Below are 24,078 nucleotides of genomic sequence, written 5' to 3'. Positions count from 1 at the left end.
GCGCGGGGCCTTGTTTTTACCGCGCGTATGCCGCCGGTTCAGGCTTCCAGCGGCGCCACCGCGGCGCCCTGGATTTTGTGGCGGGCCAGGGCTTCGGCGACGAAGCCCGATTTCTTCATGGCTTCGACGAAGGCGGCCAGGTAGGCGCTGGCCTTGTCGCCGCGGCTCTTGGGCACGCCCATGGCTTGGCGGATCAGCATGAAATGGCCGTCCAGCAGGCGCAGGCCGCCCAGGCGCTGCGCGTCGGCTTCAAGCTGCTGTTTCACGCCTGCGGCGACTTCCATGTTTTCCTGCAAGAAGGTGTCGACGACGGCCGGCGAGGTCGGCGCGCGGAAGATCTCCGCCTGCTTGAGCTCGCGCGTCAGGTACAGGTCGTAGGCGCTGCCCTTGCCGACCACCACGCGCTGGCCCTTGCGGTCCACTTCCTCCATGCTGGCGATGGGCGAGTCCTGGCGCACCAGGTAGGCGCCTTCGATGACCACGTAGGGCGCGGTGAAAGCGATCTGGGCGCCGCGCAGCGGGTCGATGGCGAAGAAGCCCACGTCGGCCTGTTCGGCGGCCACGGCGTTGACGGATTCGCCGGCCGACTTGAACACCACCAGTTCAAGCCCCACGTCCAGGCGTCGCGCCAGTTCCGTGGCCAGGTCCACCGACACGCCGCCGGCCTGGCCGGTGACGGGGTCGGCGTTGGCCAGGATGGGATTGCCCAGATTGATGGACGCGCGCAGCGTGCCGGTGGGGGCGAAGGCGGAGAGCAGCTCGTGATCGGTCTTCATGATTTCCTTGGGCATGGGGATCGCGCGCACGGGCGCGGACGATGCGGCAAGCATAGCCGCAAGCGCCCGCGTTGCGCGATGCCTTACGTTGCGCGATGCGTTACTGGGCGCGGCGCAGGACGTAATGCGGGGCCAGCGGGCCGGTCGGGCGGGTGCCGTCGCGGTACAGCATGGTTACCTGGTTTTCGCCGACGAAATAGCGCTGGCTATCGCCGGACGCGTCGAGCCGGATGGTGCTGCCGTCGGATTCCCAGCTGAATGTCCCGGTTACGACCTCGGGCTGCGGTTGGCGGTCCAGGTACTGGGTCTGTCTTTCGTAGCGGCCGTCCTGCTCCAGGGTCAGCCGGGTGCGGATGCCCGGGCAGTCTGCGCAAGGCAGGGTGCCTTCGTAGCTGCCGGCCCAGTCCAGCGAATCGCGGGCGGTGTGGCTGTCGACGGGCACGGACCCGCCGGAGCCGGGCCGGGAAGGCGCGCAGCCGGCGAGCAGGGCTAGCGTCAGGGCGCAGGTCAGGGTGGTTTTCATCATGGCGAGCTCCTGTTTGGCAGACCGGTCACGATACGGATAGTAACGGGGCGGTGCTGAAACGGGATGTAAAGCGCGCGGGCCTGGCGCGGCCGCGCATGCGCTACGCTAGGCTGTTTTCCGGGCGCGCCGGCCTGGACTTTCCCCCTTGAATAGGACGATTCCGATGAAAGGCGAACACCGTTACAACGTCACCGTCGACTGGACCGGCAACACCGGTACGGGTACCTCCAGCTACGCCGCCTATTCCCGCGACCACCTGATCCGCGCGGCGGGCAAGCCCGATGTGCCGGGCTCGTCCGATCCTGCCTTCCGTGGCGATCCCGCGCGCTGGAATCCCGAGGACATGCTGGTGGCGTCGCTGTCGGCCTGCCACAAGCTCTGGTACCTGCACTTCTGCGCGGTCGAAGGGGTGACGGTGCAGGCCTACCACGATGAAGCGGAAGGCGTCATGGTCGAGGACCGCGAGCGCGGCGGCGCCTTCAGCGCCGTCACCCTGCGGCCCGAAGTGACCATCCGCGCCGGCGACGACGCGGCGCTGGCGGCCGAGCTGCACGAGCGCGCGCATCACTTCTGCTTCATCGCCAACTCGGTCAACTTCCCGGTGCGCTGCGAGCCGCGCATCGTGCACGCCGACTGAGGGCCACCGCCATGCTGACCATCTGGGGACGCCGCAGTTCGTTCAATGTGCAAAAGGTGCTGTGGCTGGCGGGCGAGCTGGGCCTGGAATACGAGCACGTGCTGGCCGGCGGCCAGTTCGGCTTGCTGGACACGCCCGAATTTCGCGCCATGAACCCGCACGGTAAGGTGCCGCTGTTGCGCGACGGCGCCACGGTGGTGTGGGAGTCCCATGCCATCCTGCGCTATCTGGCCGCGCGCGACGGCGCTGGCCGGTTCTGGGCGGACGACCCGGCGCAGCGGGCGGGCGCCGACGGCTGGATGGACTGGGCCCAGACCGCCTTGCAGCCGGCTTTCCTGACGGGCGTGTTCTGGGGCTATTACCGCACGCCGGAGGCCCAGCGCGACACGGCGGCCATCGAGCGCGCCGTCGCGGCCACGCACGCCTGCCTGCGGCAGCTGGACCGCGCGCTGGCGGACCGGCCCTATCTGTGCGGCGAGTCCCTGGGACTGGCGGACATCCCGGCCGGCACCACGCTCTACCGCTATTTCGAACTGGATATCCCGCATCCGCCCATGCCCCATCTGCAAGCCTGGTACGAGCGCCTGCAGGCCCGTCCCGCTTATCGCGAGCATGTGATGGTGCCGTTCGGGGAGTTGCGCGGGCGGCTGGATTTCTAGGCCGGATTTACAAATTTCCCGATGGACGATGTCACATCGTGCCAGGCTATCTCGTCCTAGGGATAATGGCGCCGCATTCCGCGGCGCATGCCGACCTTGCTGGAGAAAGACCCATGAGCACTGCCCGCCTGAACGCCTACACCGCCTCTCCCAAGGCCATGAAGGCGATGATCGCCCTGAACGACTTCGTCGAGAACTGCGGCCTGGAACACAGCCTGCTTGAACTGGTGAAAATGCGCGCTTCGCAGATTAACGGCTGCGCCTACTGCCTGTACATGCACTCGACCGACGCCCGCAAGCAGGGCGAAACCGAAATGCGCCTGTACCTGCTGGACGCCTGGCGCGAGTCTTCGCTGTACAGCGAACGCGAGCGCGCCGCGCTGGCGTGGACGGAAGCGCTGACCCGGTTGCCCGAGACCGGCGCGCCGGACGCCGACTACGCCGAAATGGCCAGGCATTTCAATGAGGAAGAGCAGGTCAACCTGACGGTCGCCATCAACATGATCAACAGCTGGAACCGCATCGCCGTGGGGTTCCGCTCGCAGCATCCCAAGCACTGAGGCCCTGGCTCCATGAGCGCATCCGCCATTTCCGATGCCGTTGCCGACTTCGAGCCCCATCGCAGGCATCTGCAGGGCCTGGCCTATCGCATGCTGGGTTCATGGGCAGAGGCCGAGGACGTCGTGCAGGACGCCTGGCTGCGCTGGCGCGACGCGGACCGCGGTCAGGTCGAAACGCCGCGCGCCTTCCTGTCGCGCACGGTCACGCGTCTGTGCCTGGACCAGCTGAAGTCGGCGCGCGCGCGGCGCGAGGAATACGTCGGACCATGGCTGCCGGAACCCTTGCCCGACGCCGCCAGCTATCAGGCGCCGGGGGCGGGGGAAATCGCGCACGATCTGTCGGTGGCGCTGATGCTGGCGCTGGAGCGGCTGTCGGCGCTCGAGCGGGCCGCTTTTCTGCTGCACGACGTGTTCGACATGCCGTTCGCCGAGATCGCGGCGACGCTGGGCCGCAACGAGGCCGCCTGCCGCCAGTTGGCCGCGCGGGCGCGCAGCCGCGTGCGTGATGCGCGTCCGCGGTTCGCGGTGACGGAGCAGGAGGGCGCGCGCATCGCCGATGCCTTCTGGCAGGCGTCGCGGGCGGGCGACGTGGACGCGTTGCGCAGCCTGCTGGCAGAGGACGCGGTGCTGCATGCCGACGGCGGCGGCAAGAAGCTGGCCGTGTTCAGGCCCATCCTGGGCAGCGACAAGATCGCGCGCTTCTTCGCCGGCCTGTCGTCCAAGCCCAGCGGCCAGTTCCTGGAGGCCGTGGTGACGCAGCTGAACGGCATGCCGGGCGTGCTGGCCACCGAACTGGACGGTCTGCCCCGGTCCACCACGCTGGAGGTGCGCGACGGCAGGATCACCGCCATCTACATCGTGCGCAACCCTGATAAGCTGCGCCATGTCGCGGCGCTGCCGCCGCAGCCGATCGCGCCCCAGGATGCTTCCGAACCTCACTGACCACCTGCAAAAGCTGCCCGAACTGGGACTGGACTGTTTGCTGCTGCGCCCGTTGCGGGAAGCGGACGCGGCGGCGTGGCACGCCTATCTGCGCGACGAGACCGTCACGCGTCATACCAGTTGGCAGCTGGACGGGCCGGACATGCTGGTGCGCTTGATCCGCGGCTATGGCCAGCCAGCGGAATCGCACAGCCTGCGCCTGGCGATCGTCACGGCCGATGGCGCTTTGGCGGGCACCATAGGCTTGAATGAGATTTCCGCGTCCGCGCGGCGCGCGGAGATTGCCTATGACGTCGCGCCGCCGTACTGGCGGCGCGGCATCGCGACGCATGCCTGCGAGGCTATGACCGCGTGGGCCTTGCGTGAATTGAACTTCGCGCGCATCCAGGCCACCGTGCTGGATACCAACGTGGCGTCGGCCGGCGTGCTGGAACGCTGCGGCTTTCAACGCGAAGGACTGCTGCGCCGCTACCGGGTGGTGCGCGGCGTCTCCCGCGATTTCTGGATGCATGCGCGGGTCCATGCCGCGCAGGACTGACGCTAAACCATTTTGAGGAAACCATGACGTCCGCTTTGATCGTGATAGACGTGCAGCGCGCGCTGTTCGAGGCCTCTCCCGCGCCGGCCGATGCCGAGGCCGTGCTGGCCCGCATCAATGCGCTGGCCGCGCGCGCCCGCGAGGCTGGCGCGCCCGTCATCTATGTGCAGCACGAAAGTCCCGGCAGCGCCATGGACCACGGCCTGCCGGGCTGGCAGCTGGACTTGCGGCTGCAACCGGCGGATGGCGACGTCCGCGTGCGCAAGACCACGCCCGATTCCTTCTTGCGCACCGAATTGGCCGACGCGCTGGCGCAAGCCGGCGCGACGGAGCTGGTGGTGTGCGGCTATGCCAGCGAGTTCTGCGTGGACACGACCGTGCGCCGCGCGGCCGGGCTGGGCTTTCCCGTCACGCTGGCGGCGGACGCCCATACCACCCAGGACAAGCCGCATGCGCCGGGCGCGCAGATCCGCGCGCATCACAATGCGACCTTGTCGTCCATTGCCAGTTTCGGCGTGAAGATCGCCGCGGTGCCCGCAGTGGATATCGTTTTCGCCGCCAGGGCGGGGCGGTGATCTCCATGGATCCTGAGCTGCTATCGCTGCTGGTCACGCGCACCATGCCCTTCGGCAAGTACCAGGGGCGTCTCATCGCCGACTTGCCCGGCCCGTATCTGGCCTGGTTCGCGCGCAAGGGCTTTCCGCCGGGCGAGCTGGGGCGCCTGCTGGCCCTGATGCACGAGCTGGACCACAACGGGCTGTCTTCATTGCTGGCCCCCTTGCGTCAGTCCGCCCCGAAGAAGTAGGCCGGCCTGCGGGAGAAACCCCGGGAAACAACTGTGGCGGATTGTGTAGCGTCTTGGCACGCTGTGCATGGGCGCCCGGGGATACGATAGTGCGGCATGTCCAGGGGCAGCGGTCCGCGCCTTGGACGCCAGTTCATTGAAGAGAGGTCGCCATGAAGAAACTCCACATATCCGCTTTCCTGCTGGCTGCCCTGTGCGCAGCGGGCGCCGCGCAAGCGCAGAACGCAGCTCCCGCCACGCAGGAATACCAGTACCCCAGCGTGCGCTCCAAGGATGGCAGCCTTTCGCCGCCTTCCACGCTGCGCATGACGGTCACGCCCGAGCCAGGCGCCGCGCCCGCGGTCATCCGCGATACGCCGGAAAGCCAGGCCGAGTACGTGCGTTGCCGCGAGGTATCGGATCGCGCCGCCGTGTCGAATGCGCAGATGCAGGCCGGCGTGGCGCAGTGTCTGAAGGAGCTGGAGCAGCGCCGGCAACAATAAATCGCGCTGCCCGCCAGGCGGGCGGCTTTTCGTTCGGGTCAAACGGTAATAATATTCAATCTCATCAACAGCGCTGCTCGCCGCGGAGCCGCTACTTTGACCGTCGCCTCACCCGAACCTGATTGGACCCTATCGGCCGCCACGCCCGCCATGTCGCTGGCCGGCGGCACGCTGCGCTTTGGCCGCGACGAGCGGGTGCAGGAGCGCCTGGATCCCGGCCTGAAGCTGGTGCTCGTGCTGGATGGGGATCTGCGCTATAGCGTGCGCGGCACGGCGCCTACCCGCGTGAGCGGTCCTGCCTTGCACCTGAGCGTCTGCCAGGACGCGATGGGCATGGAGCATGAATTCGGCGCCCACCAGTCCTTGCGCTTCGTGTCCTTGCGCACGGGCCTGGATCATCTGCGCGACGCCTTCTGCATGGACCCGGCGCAATTGGCTGCCCTGTTGCGCGCGCCGGGGGCCGACGGCGCTTACGCCGAAACCAATATGCGGGCGGACCGCAAGCTGGAGGCCCTAGGCCATCAGATGCTGGCCTGCCCGGTGCAGGGCGCGCTCAAGCGCATGTACCTGTCGGCCAAGGCGTTGGAACTGACCGCGCTCGCCTTGGGCGCGCTGCAACCTGCGGAGCTGGATGCGCATGCGCGCGGCCTTACGCGGGCGGACGTGGAACGCCTGCATCATGCGCGCGACCTGGTCGCCGCGAACCTGCAGGATCCGCCGTCCTTGCCTGAACTGGCGCGGCGCGCAGGCGTCAACGTCAACAAGCTCACCACCGGCTTTCGCAAGCTGTTCGGCCAGAGCGTCTACGCCTATGTGCGCGAGAGGCGCATGGAGCAGGCCCACGTCCTGCTGGCCGAAGGCGCCTATACGGTATCCGAGGCGGCCTATGCCTGCGGCTACACCGATTCGCACTTCACCAAGGCATTCCTGCGCCGCTACGGCGTGCTGCCCAGCAGCGTCGCGCCCGGCCGCTGAAGCGCCGAAACTTCCGCAATCGCCAGCAAGACTTCCGCAATCGCCAGCACGCGGCCGCCCTCGTTTTTAGAATTACTTGAGAATTATTCTCAATAAAGTTCTAAGAGGACAGGCAGTGCGAAAACAGGTGAAAACGGGCGCGGGGGCGCCGCGCAGGAACGCGTCGAGTGTGCGCCATTGGCCTCTGTGGCTGGCGGTGGCTGCGGGGCCGGCGCTGGCGCAGGAGGCCGCGTCGCTGCCGGCGGTGACGGTCAGCGGCGAGGGCGTGGCGCAGGACACGGCGACCCTGGGCAAACTGCCGCTGACGCTGCGCGAGATTCCACAGTCGGTGACGGTGATCGGGCAGGAGCGGATGCGCGAGCAGAACCTGCAAAGCCTGGACGAGGTGATGCAGCACGCCACCGGCATCACGGTGCAGCCCTATCAACTGCTGACCACCGCGTATTACGCGCGCGGCTTCAAGGTGGATTCGTTCGAGCAGGACGGGGTGCCGGTGCTGATGGGCAACATGGCCGCGTCGCCGCAGGACATGGCGGTATACGAGCGCGTGGAGATCCTGCGCGGCGCCAACGGCCTGATGCACGGCGCCGGCAACCCCGCCGCCACGGTCAACCTGGTGCGCAAGCGGCCGCAGCGCGAGCTGTCCTTCAACGGCTCGCTCAGCGCCGGCAGTTGGGACCGCTACCGCGCCGAAGCCGACCTGGGCGGTCCGCTGAACGACAGCGGCAGCGTGCGCGGCCGCATCGTCAGCGCCGTGGAGGACCGCGGCTACTTCTACGACGTGGCGGACCAGAAGTCGGCGCTGTTCTACGGCATCGGCGAAGTGGACCTGGGGCGGGACACCGTGCTGTCGGCCGGCCTGCAATATCAGCGCATCCGCTCCACCACCAACATGGCCGGCGTGCCGCTGTACAAGGACGGCGGCGATATCGGCCTGAAGCGCTCGACCTACCTGGACGCGGCCTGGGACCGTTTCAACTGGAATACGACGCGCGTGTTCGCGGACCTGGAGCATCGCTTCGGCCAGGGCTGGAGCGCCAAGGTCAGCGCCAATTACCTGACCGCCGACAGCAACCTGAAGTACGCCGGCGCCTATGGCGCGATAGACCGCCAGACCGGGCTGGGTTCATCCCTGATGGGCGCCGCCTACAAGTTCGACAACACCCAGGCCAGCGTGGACGCCTATGTCGGCGGCCCGGTGCAACTGTTCGGCCGGCGCCATGAACTGTTGCTGGGCGGCAATGCCCAACGCACCACGTCCGAGCAGTACAGCGCGGACCTGACGCCTTATCCGAACGTGCCGGTCAATGTGTTCGACTGGGATCCGCACAGCGTGCCCGAGCCGGGCGTGGGACCGTACACCTCGCCCGGCGAAACCCGGCTGAAGCAGCAAGGCGTCTACGGCATGGGCCGCTTTTCGCTGGCCGATCCGGTGACCCTGGTGCTGGGCGGACGCATGAGCTGGTGGAACCAGAGCGCGCCGCGCGCGCGGCAGCGCATCGATCCGGAGTTCACGCCGTATGGCGGACTGATCGTGGACCTGGGCCGCCAGTGGTCGCTTTATGGCAGCTATGCGCAGGTGTTCCAGCCGCAGGGCGAGCTGACCCGCGATGGCCAGCCGCTGGATCCCATCACCGGCACCAACTACGAGGCCGGCGTCAAGGGCGAACTGGCCGACGGCGCCTTGAACGTGTCGCTGGCCGTGTTCCAGATCCAGCAGAAGAACCGCGCGCAGGAAGACCCGGCCTGGCCTTGCGTGGGCCGCAACTGCTACTACATCTCGGGCGGGGAAGTCCGCAGCCGCGGCATCGAGGCCGAAGCCTCCGGCAGCATCACGCCCTACTGGACGGTGGCGGCGGGCTACACCTTCAACACCAGCAAGTACCTGACGGACTCGGAGTCCGGCGGACAGCCTTTCGCGCGCTTCACGCCCAAGCACATCTTCCGGCTGTGGACGAACTATGCCTTGCCCGGGCTGGAGCGGCGCCTGAGCGTGGGTGGCGGCCTGCAGGTGCAGTCGGGTTACTCCACGGTGTCCGGCCCCGTCACGCTGCGCCAGGGTGGCTACGCACTGGTGGATCTGCGCATGGCCTACCGCGTGGACAAGCATGTGACCGCGTCGCTCAACGTCAACAACCTGTTCGACCGCGGCTACTACCAGAGCCTGTCGGGCACCGCCTGGAACAACCGTTACGGCGAGCCCCGCAACGTCATGCTGACCTTGCGCGCCGAGTACTGATGAATCGCGGCGGGCGCCGTTCGCGGACGTCCGCCGCCAACGAGAAGGAGAGATCGATGAATGCACCCGACACCGGGCCCGTGTTCGACTGGCTGGACCATTTCGTGGCGCTGGGCCGCGACGGCGCCATGCGCGACGTGGGCCGGCTGCGCCGGCTTGCGCCGCAGGACGAATGGCTGGTCGGCATCAAGGCCGTGGCCAGCGACGCCGATGTGCATGGCGATGTGTGGGAACGCCACCCTGCCGGCGACGAAATGCTCTGCGTGCTGGAAGGGCGCGTGGTGGTCACCCTGATGGCCGAGGACGGCGCCCAGACCGACCTGCTGCTGGATACGCGCCGCAGCGCCATCGTGCCGCGCGGCGTGTGGCACCGGCTGCACGTGGCCTGTCCCGGCAAGATCCTGTTCGTGACGCCGGGGCAGGGTAGTGAACACCGCCGCGCGGACGAGCCCCAATCCCGCAGCCCCTCGTTGAAGGAAATCTGACGTGAACCGCAATGCAGACGGACGCATGTTCGTGATGATAGGCGCCCTGTATTTCTCCCAAGGCATACCGCTGGGCGTGGCCATGGAGGCTTTACCCACGCTGCTGCGCCGCGATGGCGCGGACCTGCACGCGCTGGCCTGGCTGCCGCTGGTTGGCCTGCCATGGGTGCTGAAGTTCCTGTGGGCGCCCGTGGTGGACAACCGCTGGACCGGCGCCATGGGCCGGCGGCGCAGCTGGATCCTGCCGATGCAGGCCATCGTGCTGGCCTGCCTGATGGCGCTGGCCTTCCTGGGCATCGATGCCGCTGCGGCGGGCTGGGTGGTGGCGCTGATGGCATTGGCGTCGCTGGCCAGCGCGACGCAGGACATCGCCACCGACGGCCTGACGGCGGAACGCTTCCACGGGCAGGCGTTGGCGCGCGCCAACGCCGTGCAGGTCGGCGGCACGATGGTGGGCTTTTTCTTTGGCGGGCCGGGCTGCCTGGTGCTGGCCGGCCATGTGGGCCAGACCGGCGCGCTGCTGACGTTGGCGGCGGTGGTGGCGTTCAGCCTGCTGCTGGCGGCCGCCTGGCGCGAAAGCGCGCTGACGGCGCCCGCGGCGCGGCAGCGCGCCACGCTGGCGGCCTTCGTGCGGCGTCCCGGCGCCTGGGCCCTGGCCGCGGCCGCGTTCCTGTCGGCCATGACCGCGGTGGCGGGCTACGGCCTGTCCAAGCTGTTCCTGGTGGATGCGGGCTGGGCGGTCGAGGCGGTGGGGCGCATCGGCATGGCGGGGGGCGTGGTGACGGTGCTGCTGGGCTGCGGCGGCGGCGCATGGCTGATCGGCCGGCTGGGCGCGCGGGCCGTGCTGGCGCTGGGCCTGGCCGCCTCGGGCGCGGCGGCGCTGGCCTGGCTGGCGCAGGCCCAGGGCTGGACGCCGGCGCAGGCCGGCACGGCCTTGGGGGCGCAGGCGCTGGGCGCGTTCGGCGCGGGCGCCGCGTCCGTGGCCCTGATGACGCTGGCCATGCGCTTCGCCAGCCGGGGCGAGCAGGCCGGCACCGACATGACCGCGGTGCAGAGCGCCCGCGACCTGGGCGAGATCCTGACCTCGTCGCTCATGACCGGGCTGGCGGCCCAGGTCGGCTACGCCGGCGGCTTTGCCAGCGGCCTGCTGGTGGCCGCCGCGACGCTGGCGTTCACGGCCAGGGCGCTGGCGCGCGCGGGCTGATATGGCGATTCTGGCGGTTGCGGCTACACTTGTGCGCCGTTTTGCTTTCAGCCCCAGAATTCCTCATGATTTCCACCGCATGCGGCGTCGACTTCGGCACGTCCAATTCCACCGTGGGCTGGAGCCGCCCCGATCAGCGCGCGCTCCTGGCCCTGGAAGACGGCAAGACCACCTTGCCTTCGGCCATTTTCTTCCATGATGAAGACGCCGAGGTCAGCTATGGCCGCGCCGCCATCTCCGACTACCTGGCCGGCTACGACGGGCGCCTGATGCGCTCGATGAAGAGCCTGCTGGGCAGCTCGCTGATCGATGGCTCGACCGAAGTGCAGGGCCGTTCGATTCCGTTCCGCGTCCTGCTGACGCGCTTCATCGCCGAACTCAAGCTCCGCGCCGAAACCGCGGCGGGTCGCGGCTTCACGCGCGCCGTGCTGGGCCGGCCGGTGTTCTTCGTGGACGACAACCCCGCCGCCGACCAGACCGCCCAGGACACGCTGGGCGAGATCGCGCGCAGCGTGGGCTTTACCGATATCGAATTCCAGTTCGAACCGCTGGCCGCCGCATTCGACTATGAATCGCAGATCGACCGCGAAGAGCTGGTGCTGGTCATCGACATCGGCGGCGGCACCTCCGACTTTTCGTTGATCCGCCTGGGACCCGGCCGCGCCGCCAAGGCCGACCGCCGCGAGGACATCCTGGCGTATGGCGGCGTGCACATCGGCGGGGTGGACTTCGACAAGCAGCTCAGCCTGGCCCACGTGATGCCGATGCTGGGGCTGGGCAGCCAGCTGCGCAGCGGCAAGGACGTGCCGTCCACGCAATACGGCAACCTGGCGTGCTGGCACACCATCAACCAGGCCTATACCCGCAAGGCGGCCGAGCACTTCGCCTACATCCGCGCCGAAGCCGGCGACCGCGAGAAGATCGATCTGCTGCTCAACCTGGTCAAACAGCGCGCCGGCCACTGGGTGGCGGTGCAGGTCGAAGAGGCCAAGATTGCGCTGTCGGAAACGCCGGCCGCGCGCATCGACCTGTCGCGCATCGCGCCGGAGCTGGGCGTGGACGTAACACGGCCGTCGTTCGACGCCTGCGTCGGCCGGTTGATCGAGAAGGTCGAGGCCACGGTGGGCGCGCTGTTGCGCGATGCCGGCGTGTCGACGTCCGACGTGGACACGGTGTTCTTCACCGGCGGCTCCAGCCGCGTGCCGCGCTTGCGCGAATCCGTCTCGGCCCTGGTGCCGGACGCCCGCAGCGTCGAAGGCGACCTGTTCGGCAGCATCGGCGCCGGCCTGGCGCTGGACGCCCGCCGCAAGTTCGGCTGAGCGGCTCAGGCGGCCAGCATGGCCGGCACGCGCGCCGCCAGCGCATCAATGGCGGCGCGTGTCTTGGACGGCAGGTAGCGCGCTTGCGGCCAGACCGCATGCACCTCTTGCGCGGCCAGGCGGTCGCCGTGCATCAGCACGTCCAACTCTCCGGTGCGCACATAGTGCGTCAGCATCCAGCAGGGCAGCCAGGCGAGCCCCGCACCGGCGATGGCGGCATCCGCGATGGCTTGCAGGTCGTCCAGCCGCAGGCACGGCCGCAAGCGTAGCTGCATGACCTGATCGTCCGCTCCCTTCACGGTCCAGCCTCTCTCGATGCCGTTGTGCGTGTAGGCGATGCAGGAGTGCTGCGTCAGCTCGTCCACCGTGGTTGGACGGCCGTGCGCCTGGATGTAGGCGGGAGACGCTCCGATTCCCATTGTCTGCATGCCGAGCCGGCGCGCGGCCAGGCTGGCGCTGTCGGGCAGCTCGCCCACGCGGATACCCAGGTCATAGCCTTCCTCGATCAGGTCCACCACCCGGTCGTTGAAGGAGATCTCGATCTGCAGCTGCGGATGTTGCAGCGCCAGTTCGCGCAGCACCGGCGCGACGCAGTGCCGGCCGAACACCAGGGGCGCGCTGACCCGCAGGCGTCCCTGGGGCTCGCGGCGGCCGCTGTCCAGCTCGGCTTCGGCGGTCTGCAGCTCGGCCAGCGCGCGCACGCAACGGTCGTAGTAGGCCTGGCCGTCGTCGGTCAGGCTCTGCTGACGGGTGGTGCGGTGGAACAGCCGCGCGCCCAGGCGCGCCTCCAGCCGCGCGATGGACTTGCCCACCGCCGAGCGCGTCAGGTTCAGGCGTTCTGCCGCCAGCGCGAAGCTGCCTGCCTCAACGGCCTGCACAAAGACTTCGATGCCGCTCAGTCTGTCATAGGTGATCGCGGTTGCCATCACGGGCTCCTTCGTCCTGATTGGTTCCAATTGGGAATCGGTAAAAAGAAAAAGATTCGCCACTGGGGAAATTAATTCCCATATATCTTATCGGTACTTGGCCGCCACATCTAGCGGCAGACGCCGAAAGGCGGCTTTCTTGAACCGATACAGGAGAAACAACATGCAGGCCTACACCATCACCAGCGGCAAGGACATCGCTTCGCTGGAACGCGTCACGCGTCAACCGCGCAGCCTGGCTCCCCTGGAGCTGCGCGTGCGCATCAAGGCGGTGTCGCTGAACTATCGCGATCTCATGGTGGCGCGCGGCGAGTATCTGAAGGGTTCGGGCGACCCGGTCATACCCGCCTCCGACGCCGCGGGCGAGGTGATCGAGGTGGGCGCGGGCGTGACCCGCTTCAAGATCGGCGACCGCGTCATGGGCGCGTTCATGCCGGACTGGATCGATGGCGAACCCACGCCCGCCACCGTGGCGCTGGCCCCGGGCGCCGCCACCGACGGCCTGCTGTCCACCGAGAGCATCTTTTCCGAGCATGCCCTGGTCGCCACGCCGGACTCCCTGAGCGATGAGCAGGCCTCGACCCTGCCTTGCGCCGCCGTCACCGCATGGAACGCGCTGTTCGTTGCCGGACGCGCCAAGGCGGGCCAGACGGCGCTGTTCCTGGGTACCGGGGGCGTTTCCATCTGGGGCCTGCAACTGGCCAAGGCGGCCGGCATGCGCGCCATCATCACCTCGTCCAGCGCCGACAAGCTGGCCCGGGCGCGCGAACTGGGCGCGGACCTGACGATCAACTACCGCGAGACGCCGCAATGGCAGGACGAGGTGCTGCGCCTGACCGGCGGCGAAGGCGCGCATGTGGTGGTGGAAGTCGGCGGCGAAGGCACGTTGGAACGTTCCGTGGCGGCCGCGCGCATGGGCGGCACCATCGCGGTCATCGGCGGCGTCAGCGGCTTTGCGGCCGTGCCGGTGGCGCCCTTGGCCCTGATCGCGGGCGTCAAGCGCCTGGAAGGCATCTTCGTCGGCAGCCGCAAGATGCTTGAGGACGTGGCGCGCTTTATCGACGTGGCGCGCATCGCGCCCGTCATCGACCGTGTCTACGCTTTTGAGGAAGCGCGCGAGGCCTTCGAGCACCTGGCGTCGGGCCGGCACTTCGGCAAGATCGTCATCCGGGTCGCGGAGTAGGCGTCATCGGGGGAGGCGGGCAGCGATGGTAAGCTCGTGCTGCCCGCGCGGGCCAGCCGCCTGCGTGTTCCTTGAGGTAGCCGACCCCCATGACCCGCAAGCCCGATTCCCATCTCGAAGAAAAACTCGTCGCCAGCGAGGCGCCGTACAACGGCGCCTTCCTGAAGATCCGCCGCGACACGGTCAGCCTGCCCAACGGCAACACGGCCACGCGCGAATACGTGGTGCATCCGGGCGCGGTGGTGGTGATTCCGCTGCTGGATGATGGCCGGGTCTTGCTGGAACGGCAGTTCCGCTATCCCATCGGGCGCGTGATGACGGAATTTCCCGCGGGCAAGCTGGACCCGGGTGAGGATCCACTGGTTTGCGGCAAGCGTGAGCTGCTGGAGGAAACCGGCTACACCGCTGCGCAGTGGGCCCATGCGGGCGCCCTGCACCTGGCCATCGCCTATTCCACCGAGATCATCCACATCTACTTCGCCCGAGGCCTGCGCGCCGGACCGCGCCAGCTGGACCAGGATGAATTCCTGGACGTGATCAGCGCGGACCCCGCCGAGCTGATCGCGGCTTGCGCCCAGGGCGAAGTCACCGACGCCAAGACGCTGACCTGCGTGCTGTGGATGCAGAACGTGCTGTCGGGCGCCTGGCAGCTGGACTGGCAGGACAACGCGGGCTGAGGGCCGCCCGCGGGATCCGTCCAATGTCCGCATTTCCCGTTCTGGTACAGCCTGCCGGCCTGCGCTTCGATGCGCCGGCCGATACCTCCGTGCTGCTGGCGGCGCAGGCCGCCGGCATCAAGCTGCCCAGCTCGTGCCGCAACGGCACCTGCCGCGCCTGCATGTGCCTGCTGCTGGAAGGAGAGATCTCCTATAGCATCGAATGGCCGGGGCTGTCGCGCGACGAGAAGGAAGAGGGCTGGATCCTGCCTTGCGTGGCGCGCGCCGGATCCGCGCTTGAAATTCAGGCGCCGCTGGCTGCGCCCATCGAGGCCGCGCCAGGGGCGACGCCGCGCCCGCTTACCGGAGCGCGGCGCTAGCGCCTGCGATCAGCGCTCCAGCGGCCATGGCGGCCGCCATGCCCAGCGCCATGCCCGCGGCCATGCCGCCGAATGGCGCGGCGCCCGCGGCCAGGGCCGCCGCCATGCCCCATTGAGCCCCCGCCAGCATGCCCAGCCCCATGGTCAGCGCACAGGCCAGCCGCGCAGCCATGCGGGGAGCGCCCGGCAGCGGCAACAATGCGGCGATCAGCATGGCCGTGCTGCTGGCGGGCATCAGGGCGGCATGGCGCCACGCCTGTTCGAGCAGCCCGCCGGGCGCTGCGCACTGGCTGGCCAGCAGCGCCGCAGGCGTGCGCAGCGTGTCCGCCCACAGGCCCGCGGCCATGGCGGCGGTGCAGGCCAGCCACAGGAACGCCGCGTCGGAGGCCAGGCGGACGGCACGGCCAGGCTTGGGCCTAGCCGCAGGCGTGGCAGGCGTGCGCCGGGGCGTCGTCGTAGCGGTCATGGTGGCGTACCCAGTCGCCCAGATTGAAGTGCGGGCCGTGCTCGTTGCGGCCCAGCGGCGCGAAGTCCAGGTAGTTGTAGGCGCCGGCCAGCCGCTCCACCCCGCGCGAGAAGCTTGAATAGGTATGGAAGATTTCGCCGTCCGGGTCGCGGAAAAACGCGCTGGCGCCGGAATTTTCCTCCATGCCGCCGTCGGCCTTGGGCACGCTGGCCTGCAGGTCGAAGTTGAAATCGCAGCCTTCGGACGAATACCAGGGGAAGCGCCAGCCCATGCGCCGCTTGAACGCGTCCAGCTTGGCGTACGGAGCCCGCGACACGGCGACCACCGTCACGTCATGCTGGCGCAGGTGCAAGATCGCGCTGTCCATGTGGTCCGCCAGGAACGAGCAGCCCACGCAGCCTTCTTCCCAGTCCGGGCCGAACATGAAGTGGTAGATGATGAGCTGGCTCCTGCCCTGGAACAGTTCGGCCAGGCCCACGGCGCCGGCCTCGCCCTCGAAGCGGTAAGGCTTGTCCACCTTGACCCAGGGCAGCGCCATGCGCTCGCGGGCCAGGGCGTCGTGGGCCCGGGTCAGTTCTTTCTCGCGGCGCAGCAGCGCCTCGCGCGCGATGTCCCATTGCGCTCGGGATACGACGGGGTGATCGGTCTGCATCGTGTGTCTCCTTGGATCGGGCCGGCAGGCCCGGGTAGGGCGAGCGGCCGGGATTCAGGCCGGATTCGCCAGATGGGCCGCCAGCCGCTCCAGCGCGCCCGACCAGCCATGCTGGTGGCTGTCGCGGGTGGCCTGGTCGACGAACGGGGTCTGCAGGAAGGCCAGCTCGGTGCCGTCGCCCGCAGGGGTGAACTCAAGCGTGATCAGCGAGACTTCGGCGGGCGTGTCGCGCCAGGCCCAGGTGAAGACCAGCCGGCGTTGCGGCTCGACTTCGCGGTAGTGGCCGCTGGCATGGTGCTCCAGCCCGTCCTCGGTGGCGAAACCCACCTCATAGGCGCCGCCCACGCGCACATCGGTTTCCGCCCGCAGCACCTTGCGGGTCTCGGCCGGGCCGAACCAGCGCATCAGCGCTTGCGGGTCCGTCCAGGCGCGCCAGACGCGTTCGACGGGGGCGTCGAAGCGCCGCTTGAGCCGGAGTTCGATGGGGGCTGATTCGTCTTGGGTGCTTCGGTTTTCCATGGGTGGACCTCTTCCTCGTGGTACAGGTACCGCGCCAGCGAATCCAGCTGTCCGCTCCAGAACTTCTCGTAGCGGGCCAGCCAGTCGGATGCCGCCCGCATGGGTTCGGGCGACAGCGTGCAATTGACGACGCGGCCGTCCTTGGCGCGGGCGATCAGGCCGGCGTCTTCCAGCACGCGCAGATGCTTCATGAAGGCGGGCAGGGACATGGCGTGCGGCCGGGCCAGCTCGCTGACCGAGGCCGCGCCTTGTTCCAGGTCGGCCAGCACCCGGCGCCGCGTGCCGTCGGCCAGGGCCGAGAAGATGCTGTCGAGCATGTCGTCTTTAAACTTAACCATAGGGTTAAGTATTAAGCCGCAACGGCATGGCTGTCAAGCAACAAAGTTGGCGCGATCAGGAATCAGGCGTGCTGGTGCATGGCCGAGCGGTGCTTGGTGTCGCGCATGGTGGCGTACACCAGCAGCGACAGGAAGATGATCCCCGCGAGGTAGTAGTAGAACCACTCCTCATGCCCTTGCTGCTTGAAGAACAGGGCGATGGCCGGCGCCGTGCCGCCGAAGATCGACACCGTCACGGCGTAGGGCACGGCGACGCCGGTGGCGCGGATGTTGGTGGGGAAGAGTTCCGCCTTCACCACCGCGTTGATGGAGGTGTAGCCGGCCGTGAACACCCAGGCACCGCAGATCAGCAGAAAGGCCATGAAGGGCGAGCGCGTGTGCGACAGCGTCATCAGGATGGGTACGGTGAGCGCCGCGCCCGCCACGCCGAAGAACACCAGCAGCGGCTTGCGCCCGATCCGGTCGGACAGCGCGCCATAGACCGGCTGCAGGATCAGCGCGAAGATCAGCGAGCCGGCGATGATGTAAGTCGTGACGATGTCGGAGAAGCCCGAGGTCTGCCGCACGAAGGTCTGCATGTACGTCGTGAAGGTATAGAACGCCGCGGTGCCGCCGGCGGTCAGGCCCACCACGATCGCCACCTCGCGCGGATACTGCAGCAGGCCACGCAGCGAACTGGTCTGCGGCTTGGGCGCCTTCTGCGCTTCCTTGTACGAGTCCGTCTCGGGCATGTCGCGCCGCATCAGGGCGGTGATGATGGCCAGCATGGCGCCGATCACGAAGGGAATGCGCCAGCCCCATTCCACCAGCTGCTGGTGGGTCAGGAACACGTTCTGCAACAGCAGCAGCACCAGGATGGCGCAGAGCTGGCCGCCTATCAAAGTGACGTACTGGAAGCTGGAATAGAAGCCGCGATGCTCGGGGTCCGCGATTTCCGTCAGGTAGGTGGCGCTGGCGCCGTACTCGCCGCCCAGGCTCAGGCCTTCGACCACGCGCGCCAGCGCCAGCAGGGCCGGCGCTGCCAGGCCTATGGTGGTGTAGGTGGGCGTGATCGCGATGATCAGCGAGCCCACGCACATCATCCCCACCGACACCATCAGCGACAGGCGCCGCCCGTGCCGGTCCGCCAGATGGCCGAACAGCCAGCCGCCCAGCGGGCGCACGATGAAGCCGGCCGCGAACAGCGTGGCCGCGTTCAGTTGCTGGACGACGGGATCGTGCGAGGGAAAGAAGGCGGGGGCGAAGTACAGCGCGAAGGCGGTGTAGGCATAGAAGTCATACCATTCCACCAGATTGCCCATGGAGCCGATGAAGATCGCCTTGATGCGGCGCTTTGCGTCGGGGATGTCGAGATATGCTTGCGTCATATCCGTCCTTCGGGTGCGTTTGTCGGGGGACGCCGGACACGCGCTCGCCGCCTCGACCCATGACGGCGGGCCAGCCGCGAAATGGAACACGCATTGCGTTATGTTGCGCCTGCCCGTGCCGAAATGCACGCTCTGCGGCGCTGTTTTTCGTTCAGTTTTTTGTCAGGCCTGCGCGCCGAATGGGGCGCGCCGCCTTACTTGCCGCGCGGCTTGATGACTACGCAGGGCGCGGCGCCGTCGGCCGTCTGGGCCTCGTCGCCCAGCAGCGCCCGCGTGCCGCAGACCGAGCCGAACATGCTCTTGCTGTTGTGGCCGATGCCGGCTACTTCGAACGCGCGCCGATGCAGCGTCACGGGCCTGGCGCCGCGTGCCGCCAGCACGTGCTCGTATTGCACATAGCCCGTGCCGCGCGCCAGCCGGGTCGCGCCCTGGGCTTCGGCGCCGCAGGTCTTGTCCAGCAGGCGGTCTTCGGGATTGTTGTCGGCCCCGCCCAGCAGATAGGTGACGTCGCGCGCCGCGTAGCGCACGAAGAGCTTGGACTCGTCGGTCTCGCGCGAATAGGCGGGCAGCTTGTCCGGGCCGTACTTGTACTGGTTGTAGGTGGGGCAGATGCCGCGCTCGTAGGGTGCATAACCCTTGCCGTCGGCGCGCGGGCGTTCGTTGCTCAGGTACAGGTAGGACGAAGGATTGGCGATGACGTAGCGCAGCGCCAGTCCGTCGCGCCGCAGCGGGCCGTCGATGTTGTTCAGCACCGCATAGCGCTGCACCAGTTGCGCGCCGGCCGAGTGGCCGGCCAGCACGATGCCGGCCAGCGAGGCCAGGCGCTTGCGGTCGTCCAGGCTGCGCAGCAGGTCGTCCAGCACCTGGAACGAGCTGACCGGTGCGGGGCGTCCCGCGGCCTGGACGCTGTCTTCGCCGTCCTCCCAACTGGCCTTGCGCCATGCCGCCATGCCGCCGAAGCCCGAATCGATCGAGCCCGAGAAGCGCGGCGCCAGGATCAGGGTGTCACGGGCCCGCTCGGGGTTGTGCGCCAGCAGGGCGGCGACGGATTCGTAATAGCGGTCGGCATCGCGCTTGACGCCGTGGATCACGACCACGACCTGCTTGATGTTGCGCAGGTCGTCCTTTGCCAGGTCGCGGTTGGCGTAGACCGGCATCTTGTAGCGGTGGCCGGGCTTGCCCAGCTCCACGGACTGCCAGCGCAAGGGCGCCGCGCGCTTGGGCGCGGGCGCGGTTTCGCTGTAGTCGTAGGGATCAGGCAGCGGCGTCTGCGCGTACGCAGCCAGCGGCGCGAGCGCCGCCAGGGCGCACCAGGCTGCCAGGGCGCGCATGCGTCCCGGGCGCGCTTGAAGCAGGGGGAGGATGGGCGCGCGGCGCATGGCGCGGCGGGCGTTCAGCAGCTCTCTTGGCCCAGCAGCTGCTTGAGCGCGGGCAGGTCCAGGATGCGGACCTCGCGCTGGTTGATCTTGATGAGGCCGTCGCGCGCGAAGCGCGAGAACAGCCGGCTGACCGTTTCCAGGGTCAGGCCGAGGTAGTTGCCGATTTCCTCGCGGCTCATGCGCAGCACGAACTCGGTGGAGGAATAGCCCAGCGACGCATAGCGCTGCGACAGATTGAGCAGGAACGCGGCCAGGCGCTGTTCGGAGCGCATGGAGCCCAGCGAGGCCAGCATCTGGTGCGAACGGTTGATCTCGCGGCTCATCAGGCGGCGGAACTGCTGCTGCAGCGAGGGCAGGTGGGCCGCGACCCGGTCGATATCGGCCAGGCGGATGACACAGACCTCGGAATCTTCCAGCGCGACGGCGGTCGAAACGTGCTTGCCGTCCAGCATGCCGTCCATGCCGACGATTTCGCCGGGCAGGTGGAAGCCGGTGACCTGGATCTGGCCGGTCGCGTCTTCCAACTGCGTCTTGAGGCTGCCGAAGCGCACGCTGTAGACGGCGTCGAGCGGGTGGTTCAGCGAATAGAGCGGCTTGCCTTTTTCAAGGCGCACACGTTCCCTGACCAGTTCGTCCAGCTTTTCCACCTCGGCGGCTGCCATGCCCACGGGCACGCACACATGCCCCAGCATGCAGGTGGAGCAGTGGGCGGCATCAGGGGCAACGGGGACCCGTTTTTGCATACGATGACCTCTATAGTGCCCATTGCGCGGACGCATGCCGGCATGGGTATAAAGCTTAAGACAAGCTGTATTGTAGTCCGTTGTTACTACGGGCGTCTTACCGGCCCCTCGGGAGGGGGCGGGCAAGGCGGTATGCGACCCAATCGTCGGCGTCGATATCGGCGGCAGCGCCCCGCTGGGCCGGGTCTATCGGGTAGTACTGGCAGCGCAGTTCGGAGGCTGCCGCGGGCGGCTCCAGACGCGCCAGGACCTCGCGCCGCACGAAGCAGCAGGGCTTGCCGGGCTGGTACTCCTCGATTTCGTCCATCAGGGCCACCAGGGCCGGCGCGACCTGGAACACGTCGCCGCGCACGCGCCGGCCGTCGTCCACGGGGATCAGGCCCGGCCAGTCGCCGAAGTCCACCAGTCTGCCCGGCACGCTGGCCCGGCCGACGTAGCGCGCCGCCGGCAGCCCGCGCCGCGCGGCGGCTTGCGCCAGATCATTGATTTCGCCCGCGCGTAGCGTGCCGTAGACAAAAACGTATATGCTCATAAGTCAGATTGTTGCTGCACGTCGAAAAACCATGGCGCGGGCAAGGTGTTGAAATTCTCGCATCTGGCCGCATATTCAGGATATCGAGCCAGCCGGCACGTATCGGTCAGGCTCCCCAACAAGCCAAACGACCATTATGCGATTCGACAAACTGACCACCAAATTCCAGCAAGCCCTGGCCGACGCCCAAAGTCTGGCCGCCCGCAACGACCACCCCTATATCGAGCCCATCCACGTGCTCTCCGCCTTGCTGTCGGATTCCGACAGCGGCGCGGGCAGCCTGCTGGCGCGCGCCGGCGTGGCCGTCAACCGGGTGCAGTCGGCCATCGACAGCGCCTTGAAGTCCCTGCCGCAGGTGCAGGGCGACGATAACGTCCAGGTCGGCCGCGACCTGCAGGCGGTGCTGACGCGCACCGACAAGGACGCCGCGCGCCGTGGCGATACCTACATCGCCAGCGAACTGTTCCTGTTGGCGCTGGCCGACGACAAGGGCGACGCCGGCCGCATCCTGCGCGATGCCGGCCTGCAGAAAAAGGCCCTGGAAGCCGCGATCGACGCCGTGCGCGGCGGCGAGAACGTCTCCGGCGCGGAAGGCGAATCCAACCGCGAAGCCCTGTCCAAGTACACCATGGACCTGACCGAGCGCGCCCGCCAAGGCAAGCTCGATCCGGTGATCGGCCGCGACGATGAAATCCGCCGCACTATCCAGATCCTGCAGCGCCGCACCAAGAACAACCCGGTGCTGATCGGCGAACCCGGCGTGGGCAAGACCGCCATCGTCGAAGGCCTGGCGCAGCGCATCGTCAACGACGAAGTTCCCGAAACCCTGCGCGGCAAGCGCGTGCTGTCGCTGGACCTGGCCGCGCTGCTGGCCGGCGCCAAGTTCCGCGGCGAATTCGAGGAACGCCTGAAAGCCGTACTTAAGGAGCTGTCGCTGGACGACGGCAGCAACATCGTCTTCATCGACGAACTCCACACCATGGTGGGCGCAGGCAAGGCCGAAGGCGCGATGGACGCGGGCAATATGCTCAAGCCGGCGCTGGCGCGCGGCGAACTGCATTGCATCGGCGCGACCACGCTGGACGAGTACCGCAAGTACATCGAGAAGGACGCGGCGCTGGAGCGGCGCTTCCAGAAGGTGCTGGTCGACGAGCCCGACGTGGAGTCCACCATCGCCATCCTGCGCGGCTTGCAGGAACGTTATGAAATTCACCACGGCGTGGAAATCACCGACCCGGCCATCGTGGCCGCGGCCGAACTGTCGCACCGCTATATCACCGACCGCTTCCTGCCCGACAAGGCCATCGACCTGATCGACGAGGCCGGCGCGCGCATCCGCATGGAAATCGATTCCAAGCCGGAAGTGATGGACAAGCTCGACCGTCGCATCATCCAGCTCAAGATCGAGCGCGAGGCCGTCAAGAAGGAAACCGACGACGCTTCCAAGCGCCGCCTGGGCGTGATCGAGGACGAACTCGAAAAGCTGCAACGCGAATACAACGACTACGAGGAAATCTGGAAGGCCGAGAAGGCGGCCGTGCAAGGCACGCAGGCCATCAAGGAAGAAATCGACAGCGTGCGCGCCGAAATGGCGGAACTGCAGCGCAAGGGCCAGTTCGACAAGCTGGCCGAGTTGCAGTACGGCAAGCTGCCTGACCTGGAAGCGCGCCTGAAGGCGGCCGAAGTGGGCGCCGCGGAAGCGGCCGAGGACGCCGAGGGCGGCGAAGGGCGTCCGCGCCTGCTGCGCACCCGCGTCGGCGCCGAGGAAATCGCCGAGGTCGTGTCGCGCGCCACCGGCATCCCGGTATCCAAGATGATGCAGGGCGAACGCGAGAAGCTGCTGCACATGGAGGAATACCTGCACAAGCGCGTGGTGGGCCAGGACGAGGCCGTGCGGCTGGTGTCCGACGCCATCCGGCGTTCGCGCGCCGGGCTGGCGGATCCTTCGCGCCCCTACGGCTCGTTCCTGTTCCTGGGCCCCACCGGCGTGGGCAAGACCGAACTGACGCGCGCCCTGGCCGAGTTCCTGTTCGACTCGGAAGAGCACATGATCCGCATCGACATGAGCGAATTCATGGAGAAGCATTCGGTGGCGCGGCTGATCGGCGCGCCGCCCGGATACGTGGGCTACGAAGAGGGCGGCTACCTGACCGAGGCCGTGCGCCGCAAGCCGTATTCCGTGATCCTGCTGGATGAAGTGGAAAAGGCCCACCCGGACGTCTTCAACGTGCTGTTGCAGGTGCTGGACGACGGCCGCCTGACCGACGGCCAGGGCCGCACGGTGGACTTCCGCAATACGGTCATCGTGATGACGTCCAACCTGGGCTCGCACCATATCCAGAGCCTGGCGGGCAAGCCCTACGACGTGGTCAAGGAAGTGGTGTGGGACGAGCTCAAGCAGACCCTGCGTCCTGAATTCCTGAACCGTATCGATGAAGTGGTGGTGTTCCATGGCCTGGAAGCGCAGCACATCGAGTCGATCGCCCGCATCCAGTTGCGCCGCCTGGGCGAGCGCCTGGAAAAGCAGGAAATGCGCCTCGAAGTGAGCGAACCCGCGCTGGCGGAACTGGCCCGCTCCGGCTTCGATCCAGTGTTCGGCGCGCGCCCCTTGAAGCGTGCGATCCAGCAGCAGATCGAGAACCCGGTGGCTCGGCTGATCCTGGAAGGCCGCTTCGGTCCGCGCGACGTGGTGCCGGTGGATTGGCAGGACGGGCAGTTCGTCTTCACGCGGACCTTGCAGTAAACAGGTCCGGCGCGCGGCGGGCATACCGCAGCGCATAGAACAAACCC

General features: G+C 67.9%; 28 protein-coding genes. 17 read left to right on the top strand and 11 right to left on the bottom strand.

Annotation, left to right across the window (positions count from 1 at the left end; all coding sequences use genetic code 11):
- Window positions 1–38 precede the first annotated feature (38 nt).
- Both AC6LKD_RS28585 and AC6LKD_RS28580 read right to left on the bottom strand, forming a co-directional pair.
- Window positions 39–776: an ABC transporter substrate-binding protein gene (locus tag AC6LKD_RS28585; protein WP_041655839.1), complete on the bottom strand. Its 738-nt coding sequence runs from the start codon at window positions 774–776 to the stop codon at window positions 39–41.
- 100 nt (window positions 777–876) lie between these two features.
- Entirely contained in the window at window positions 877–1,302 is a 426-nt protein-coding gene (locus AC6LKD_RS28580; RefSeq protein ID WP_013394871.1) for a copper resistance protein NlpE, read from the bottom strand.
- Window positions 1,303–1,465: 163 nt separating this feature from the next.
- On the opposite strand from AC6LKD_RS28580, the gene AC6LKD_RS28575 reads away from it, so the two are divergent.
- The 13 genes from AC6LKD_RS28575 (at window position 1,466) to AC6LKD_RS28515 (ending at window position 12,147) form a co-directional block, all read left to right on the top strand.
- Window positions 1,466–1,939: an OsmC family protein gene (locus tag AC6LKD_RS28575; RefSeq protein WP_207469396.1), complete on the top strand. Its 474-nt coding sequence runs from the start codon at window positions 1,466–1,468 to the stop codon at window positions 1,937–1,939.
- An 11-nt stretch (window positions 1,940–1,950) separates the two neighbouring features.
- Window positions 1,951–2,598, top strand: a complete 648-nt coding sequence (locus tag AC6LKD_RS28570) for a glutathione S-transferase family protein (RefSeq protein ID WP_013394869.1) — start codon at window positions 1,951–1,953, stop codon at window positions 2,596–2,598.
- Window positions 2,599–2,711: 113 nt separating this feature from the next.
- Window positions 2,712–3,158 carry a carboxymuconolactone decarboxylase family protein gene (locus AC6LKD_RS28565; protein ID WP_013394868.1) on the top strand — a complete coding sequence of 149 codons (447 nt, stop codon included), beginning with the start codon at window positions 2,712–2,714 and terminating at the stop codon, window positions 3,156–3,158.
- Window positions 3,159–3,170: 12 nt separating this feature from the next.
- Window positions 3,171–4,100, top strand: a complete 930-nt coding sequence (locus tag AC6LKD_RS28560; protein WP_498118131.1) for a sigma-70 family RNA polymerase sigma factor — start codon at window positions 3,171–3,173, stop codon at window positions 4,098–4,100.
- The gene (locus AC6LKD_RS28555; protein ID WP_498118130.1) at window positions 4,081–4,638 is read left to right on the top strand and encodes a GNAT family N-acetyltransferase; all 558 of its coding nucleotides are present in this window, start codon (window positions 4,081–4,083) and stop codon (window positions 4,636–4,638) included. The genes AC6LKD_RS28560 and AC6LKD_RS28555 overlap by 20 nt, the downstream gene beginning before the upstream one ends.
- A gap of 23 nt (window positions 4,639–4,661) precedes the next feature.
- Window positions 4,662–5,213, top strand: a complete 552-nt coding sequence (locus AC6LKD_RS28550) for a cysteine hydrolase family protein (protein ID WP_498118129.1) — start codon at window positions 4,662–4,664, stop codon at window positions 5,211–5,213.
- 5 nt (window positions 5,214–5,218) lie between these two features.
- Window positions 5,219–5,443, top strand: a complete 225-nt coding sequence (locus AC6LKD_RS28545) for a DUF3820 family protein (protein ID WP_041655832.1) — start codon at window positions 5,219–5,221, stop codon at window positions 5,441–5,443.
- A gap of 152 nt (window positions 5,444–5,595) precedes the next feature.
- On the top strand, window positions 5,596–5,925 hold the full coding sequence (locus tag AC6LKD_RS28540; RefSeq protein ID WP_498118128.1) for a hypothetical protein: 330 nt from the start codon (window positions 5,596–5,598) through the stop codon (window positions 5,923–5,925).
- A 96-nt stretch (window positions 5,926–6,021) separates the two neighbouring features.
- On the top strand, window positions 6,022–6,900 hold the full coding sequence (locus AC6LKD_RS28535; RefSeq protein WP_013394863.1) for a helix-turn-helix transcriptional regulator: 879 nt from the start codon (window positions 6,022–6,024) through the stop codon (window positions 6,898–6,900).
- 169 nt (window positions 6,901–7,069) lie between these two features.
- Complete coding sequence (locus AC6LKD_RS28530; RefSeq protein WP_013394862.1) at window positions 7,070–9,139, top strand: TonB-dependent siderophore receptor; 2,070 nt, start codon at window positions 7,070–7,072, stop codon at window positions 9,137–9,139.
- A gap of 56 nt (window positions 9,140–9,195) precedes the next feature.
- Window positions 9,196–9,624 (top strand): cupin domain-containing protein, encoded by a 429-nt coding sequence (locus tag AC6LKD_RS28525; protein ID WP_207469407.1) that lies wholly within the window; start codon window positions 9,196–9,198, stop codon window positions 9,622–9,624.
- A 25-nt stretch (window positions 9,625–9,649) separates the two neighbouring features.
- Window positions 9,650–10,828: a RhtX/FptX family siderophore transporter gene (locus AC6LKD_RS28520; protein ID WP_498118132.1), complete on the top strand. Its 1,179-nt coding sequence runs from the start codon at window positions 9,650–9,652 to the stop codon at window positions 10,826–10,828.
- Between the two features lie 65 nt (window positions 10,829–10,893).
- On the top strand, window positions 10,894–12,147 hold the full coding sequence (locus AC6LKD_RS28515; RefSeq protein WP_013394859.1) for an Hsp70 family protein: 1,254 nt from the start codon (window positions 10,894–10,896) through the stop codon (window positions 12,145–12,147).
- A 5-nt stretch (window positions 12,148–12,152) separates the two neighbouring features.
- Here AC6LKD_RS28515 and AC6LKD_RS28510 read toward each other — a convergent pair whose 3' ends face one another.
- Window positions 12,153–13,073, bottom strand: coding sequence for a LysR family transcriptional regulator (locus AC6LKD_RS28510; protein ID WP_013394858.1), 921 nt, complete (start codon window positions 13,071–13,073; stop codon window positions 12,153–12,155).
- A gap of 163 nt (window positions 13,074–13,236) precedes the next feature.
- On the opposite strand from AC6LKD_RS28510, the gene AC6LKD_RS28505 reads away from it, so the two are divergent.
- From AC6LKD_RS28505 to AC6LKD_RS28495, 3 genes are all read left to right on the top strand, one after another.
- Window positions 13,237–14,256, top strand: a complete 1,020-nt coding sequence (locus tag AC6LKD_RS28505; RefSeq protein ID WP_498118127.1) for a zinc-dependent alcohol dehydrogenase family protein — start codon at window positions 13,237–13,239, stop codon at window positions 14,254–14,256.
- 89 nt (window positions 14,257–14,345) lie between these two features.
- Complete coding sequence (locus AC6LKD_RS28500; RefSeq protein ID WP_013394856.1) at window positions 14,346–14,933, top strand: NUDIX domain-containing protein; 588 nt, start codon at window positions 14,346–14,348, stop codon at window positions 14,931–14,933.
- Between the two features lie 23 nt (window positions 14,934–14,956).
- The gene (locus tag AC6LKD_RS28495) at window positions 14,957–15,292 is read left to right on the top strand and encodes a 2Fe-2S iron-sulfur cluster-binding protein (protein WP_498118126.1); all 336 of its coding nucleotides are present in this window, start codon (window positions 14,957–14,959) and stop codon (window positions 15,290–15,292) included.
- Here AC6LKD_RS28495 and AC6LKD_RS28490 read toward each other — a convergent pair.
- The 8 genes from AC6LKD_RS28490 to AC6LKD_RS28455 all read right to left on the bottom strand — a co-directional run bounded on the left by AC6LKD_RS28490 (window position 15,273) and on the right by AC6LKD_RS28455 (window position 21,288).
- Window positions 15,273–15,758, bottom strand: coding sequence for a hypothetical protein (locus AC6LKD_RS28490; protein WP_492275362.1), 486 nt, complete (start codon window positions 15,756–15,758; stop codon window positions 15,273–15,275). The two genes, AC6LKD_RS28495 and AC6LKD_RS28490, sit on opposite strands and share 20 nt — an antisense overlap.
- A complete protein-coding gene (locus tag AC6LKD_RS28485; RefSeq protein ID WP_498118125.1) occupies window positions 15,709–16,410 on the bottom strand; it encodes a DUF899 domain-containing protein in 702 nt (233 codons plus the stop codon). The genes AC6LKD_RS28490 and AC6LKD_RS28485 overlap by 50 nt, the downstream gene beginning before the upstream one ends.
- A gap of 54 nt (window positions 16,411–16,464) precedes the next feature.
- A complete protein-coding gene (locus AC6LKD_RS28480) occupies window positions 16,465–16,929 on the bottom strand; it encodes an SRPBCC family protein (protein WP_498118124.1) in 465 nt (154 codons plus the stop codon).
- On the bottom strand, window positions 16,815–17,267 hold the full coding sequence (locus AC6LKD_RS28475) for an ArsR/SmtB family transcription factor (protein WP_013394851.1): 453 nt from the start codon (window positions 17,265–17,267) through the stop codon (window positions 16,815–16,817). Before AC6LKD_RS28475 ends, AC6LKD_RS28480 begins: the two co-directional genes overlap by 115 nt.
- 62 nt (window positions 17,268–17,329) lie before the next feature.
- Window positions 17,330–18,634: an MFS transporter gene (locus tag AC6LKD_RS28470; protein WP_498118123.1), complete on the bottom strand. Its 1,305-nt coding sequence runs from the start codon at window positions 18,632–18,634 to the stop codon at window positions 17,330–17,332.
- A gap of 194 nt (window positions 18,635–18,828) precedes the next feature.
- Window positions 18,829–19,965: a hypothetical protein gene (locus AC6LKD_RS28465; protein WP_498118122.1), complete on the bottom strand. Its 1,137-nt coding sequence runs from the start codon at window positions 19,963–19,965 to the stop codon at window positions 18,829–18,831.
- Window positions 19,966–20,027: 62 nt separating this feature from the next.
- Window positions 20,028–20,756, bottom strand: coding sequence for a helix-turn-helix domain-containing protein (locus AC6LKD_RS28460; protein ID WP_013394848.1), 729 nt, complete (start codon window positions 20,754–20,756; stop codon window positions 20,028–20,030).
- Window positions 20,757–20,853: 97 nt separating this feature from the next.
- Window positions 20,854–21,288, bottom strand: coding sequence for a gamma-glutamylcyclotransferase family protein (locus AC6LKD_RS28455; RefSeq protein ID WP_498118121.1), 435 nt, complete (start codon window positions 21,286–21,288; stop codon window positions 20,854–20,856).
- A gap of 136 nt (window positions 21,289–21,424) precedes the next feature.
- Between AC6LKD_RS28455 and clpB the strand changes: the two genes are divergently transcribed.
- Window positions 21,425–24,031, top strand: coding sequence for an ATP-dependent chaperone ClpB (clpB, locus tag AC6LKD_RS28450; protein WP_498118120.1), 2,607 nt, complete (start codon window positions 21,425–21,427; stop codon window positions 24,029–24,031).
- The last annotated feature ends 47 nt before the right edge of the window (window positions 24,032–24,078 follow it).

It is taken from the genome of Achromobacter sp. D7-1, from assembly GCF_059760445.1.
The sequence above is the reverse complement of the archived record's forward strand: the minus strand, read 5'-3'. Positions and strand labels throughout refer to the sequence as shown.

Excerpts from the sequence above, each read along its gene's own strand:
- AC6LKD_RS28565 (WP_013394868.1), top strand. The coding sequence starts at position 2,712 with ATGAGCACTGCCCGCCTGAACGCCTACACCGCCTCTCCCAAGGCCATG.
- AC6LKD_RS28470 (WP_498118123.1), bottom strand. The coding sequence starts at position 18,634 with ATGACGCAAGCATATCTCGACATCCCCGACGCAAAGCGCCGCATCAAG.
- AC6LKD_RS28510 (WP_013394858.1), bottom strand. The coding sequence starts at position 13,073 with ATGGCAACCGCGATCACCTATGACAGACTGAGCGGCATCGAAGTCTTT.
- AC6LKD_RS28560 (WP_498118131.1), top strand. The coding sequence starts at position 3,171 with ATGAGCGCATCCGCCATTTCCGATGCCGTTGCCGACTTCGAGCCCCAT.
- AC6LKD_RS28525 (WP_207469407.1), top strand. The coding sequence starts at position 9,196 with ATGAATGCACCCGACACCGGGCCCGTGTTCGACTGGCTGGACCATTTC.
- AC6LKD_RS28585 (WP_041655839.1), bottom strand. The coding sequence starts at position 776 with ATGAAGACCGATCACGAGCTGCTCTCCGCCTTCGCCCCCACCGGCACG.
- AC6LKD_RS28495 (WP_498118126.1), top strand. The coding sequence starts at position 14,957 with ATGTCCGCATTTCCCGTTCTGGTACAGCCTGCCGGCCTGCGCTTCGAT.
- AC6LKD_RS28460 (WP_013394848.1), bottom strand. The coding sequence starts at position 20,756 with ATGCAAAAACGGGTCCCCGTTGCCCCTGATGCCGCCCACTGCTCCACC.
- clpB (WP_498118120.1), top strand. The coding sequence starts at position 21,425 with ATGCGATTCGACAAACTGACCACCAAATTCCAGCAAGCCCTGGCCGAC.
- AC6LKD_RS28550 (WP_498118129.1), top strand. The coding sequence starts at position 4,662 with ATGACGTCCGCTTTGATCGTGATAGACGTGCAGCGCGCGCTGTTCGAG.
- AC6LKD_RS28515 (WP_013394859.1), top strand. The coding sequence starts at position 10,894 with ATGATTTCCACCGCATGCGGCGTCGACTTCGGCACGTCCAATTCCACC.
- AC6LKD_RS28540 (WP_498118128.1), top strand. The coding sequence starts at position 5,596 with ATGAAGAAACTCCACATATCCGCTTTCCTGCTGGCTGCCCTGTGCGCA.
- AC6LKD_RS28455 (WP_498118121.1), bottom strand. The coding sequence starts at position 21,288 with ATGAGCATATACGTTTTTGTCTACGGCACGCTACGCGCGGGCGAAATC.
- AC6LKD_RS28490 (WP_492275362.1), bottom strand. The coding sequence starts at position 15,758 with ATGACCGCTACGACGACGCCCCGGCGCACGCCTGCCACGCCTGCGGCT.
- AC6LKD_RS28505 (WP_498118127.1), top strand. The coding sequence starts at position 13,237 with ATGCAGGCCTACACCATCACCAGCGGCAAGGACATCGCTTCGCTGGAA.
- AC6LKD_RS28580 (WP_013394871.1), bottom strand. The coding sequence starts at position 1,302 with ATGATGAAAACCACCCTGACCTGCGCCCTGACGCTAGCCCTGCTCGCC.
- AC6LKD_RS28485 (WP_498118125.1), bottom strand. The coding sequence starts at position 16,410 with ATGCAGACCGATCACCCCGTCGTATCCCGAGCGCAATGGGACATCGCG.
- AC6LKD_RS28465 (WP_498118122.1), bottom strand. The coding sequence starts at position 19,965 with ATGCGCGCCCTGGCAGCCTGGTGCGCCCTGGCGGCGCTCGCGCCGCTG.
- AC6LKD_RS28520 (WP_498118132.1), top strand. The coding sequence starts at position 9,650 with ATGTTCGTGATGATAGGCGCCCTGTATTTCTCCCAAGGCATACCGCTG.
- AC6LKD_RS28555 (WP_498118130.1), top strand. The coding sequence starts at position 4,081 with ATGCTTCCGAACCTCACTGACCACCTGCAAAAGCTGCCCGAACTGGGA.
- AC6LKD_RS28480 (WP_498118124.1), bottom strand. The coding sequence starts at position 16,929 with ATGGAAAACCGAAGCACCCAAGACGAATCAGCCCCCATCGAACTCCGG.
- AC6LKD_RS28570 (WP_013394869.1), top strand. The coding sequence starts at position 1,951 with ATGCTGACCATCTGGGGACGCCGCAGTTCGTTCAATGTGCAAAAGGTG.
- AC6LKD_RS28575 (WP_207469396.1), top strand. The coding sequence starts at position 1,466 with ATGAAAGGCGAACACCGTTACAACGTCACCGTCGACTGGACCGGCAAC.
- AC6LKD_RS28475 (WP_013394851.1), bottom strand. The coding sequence starts at position 17,267 with ATGGTTAAGTTTAAAGACGACATGCTCGACAGCATCTTCTCGGCCCTG.
- AC6LKD_RS28545 (WP_041655832.1), top strand. The coding sequence starts at position 5,219 with ATGGATCCTGAGCTGCTATCGCTGCTGGTCACGCGCACCATGCCCTTC.
- AC6LKD_RS28500 (WP_013394856.1), top strand. The coding sequence starts at position 14,346 with ATGACCCGCAAGCCCGATTCCCATCTCGAAGAAAAACTCGTCGCCAGC.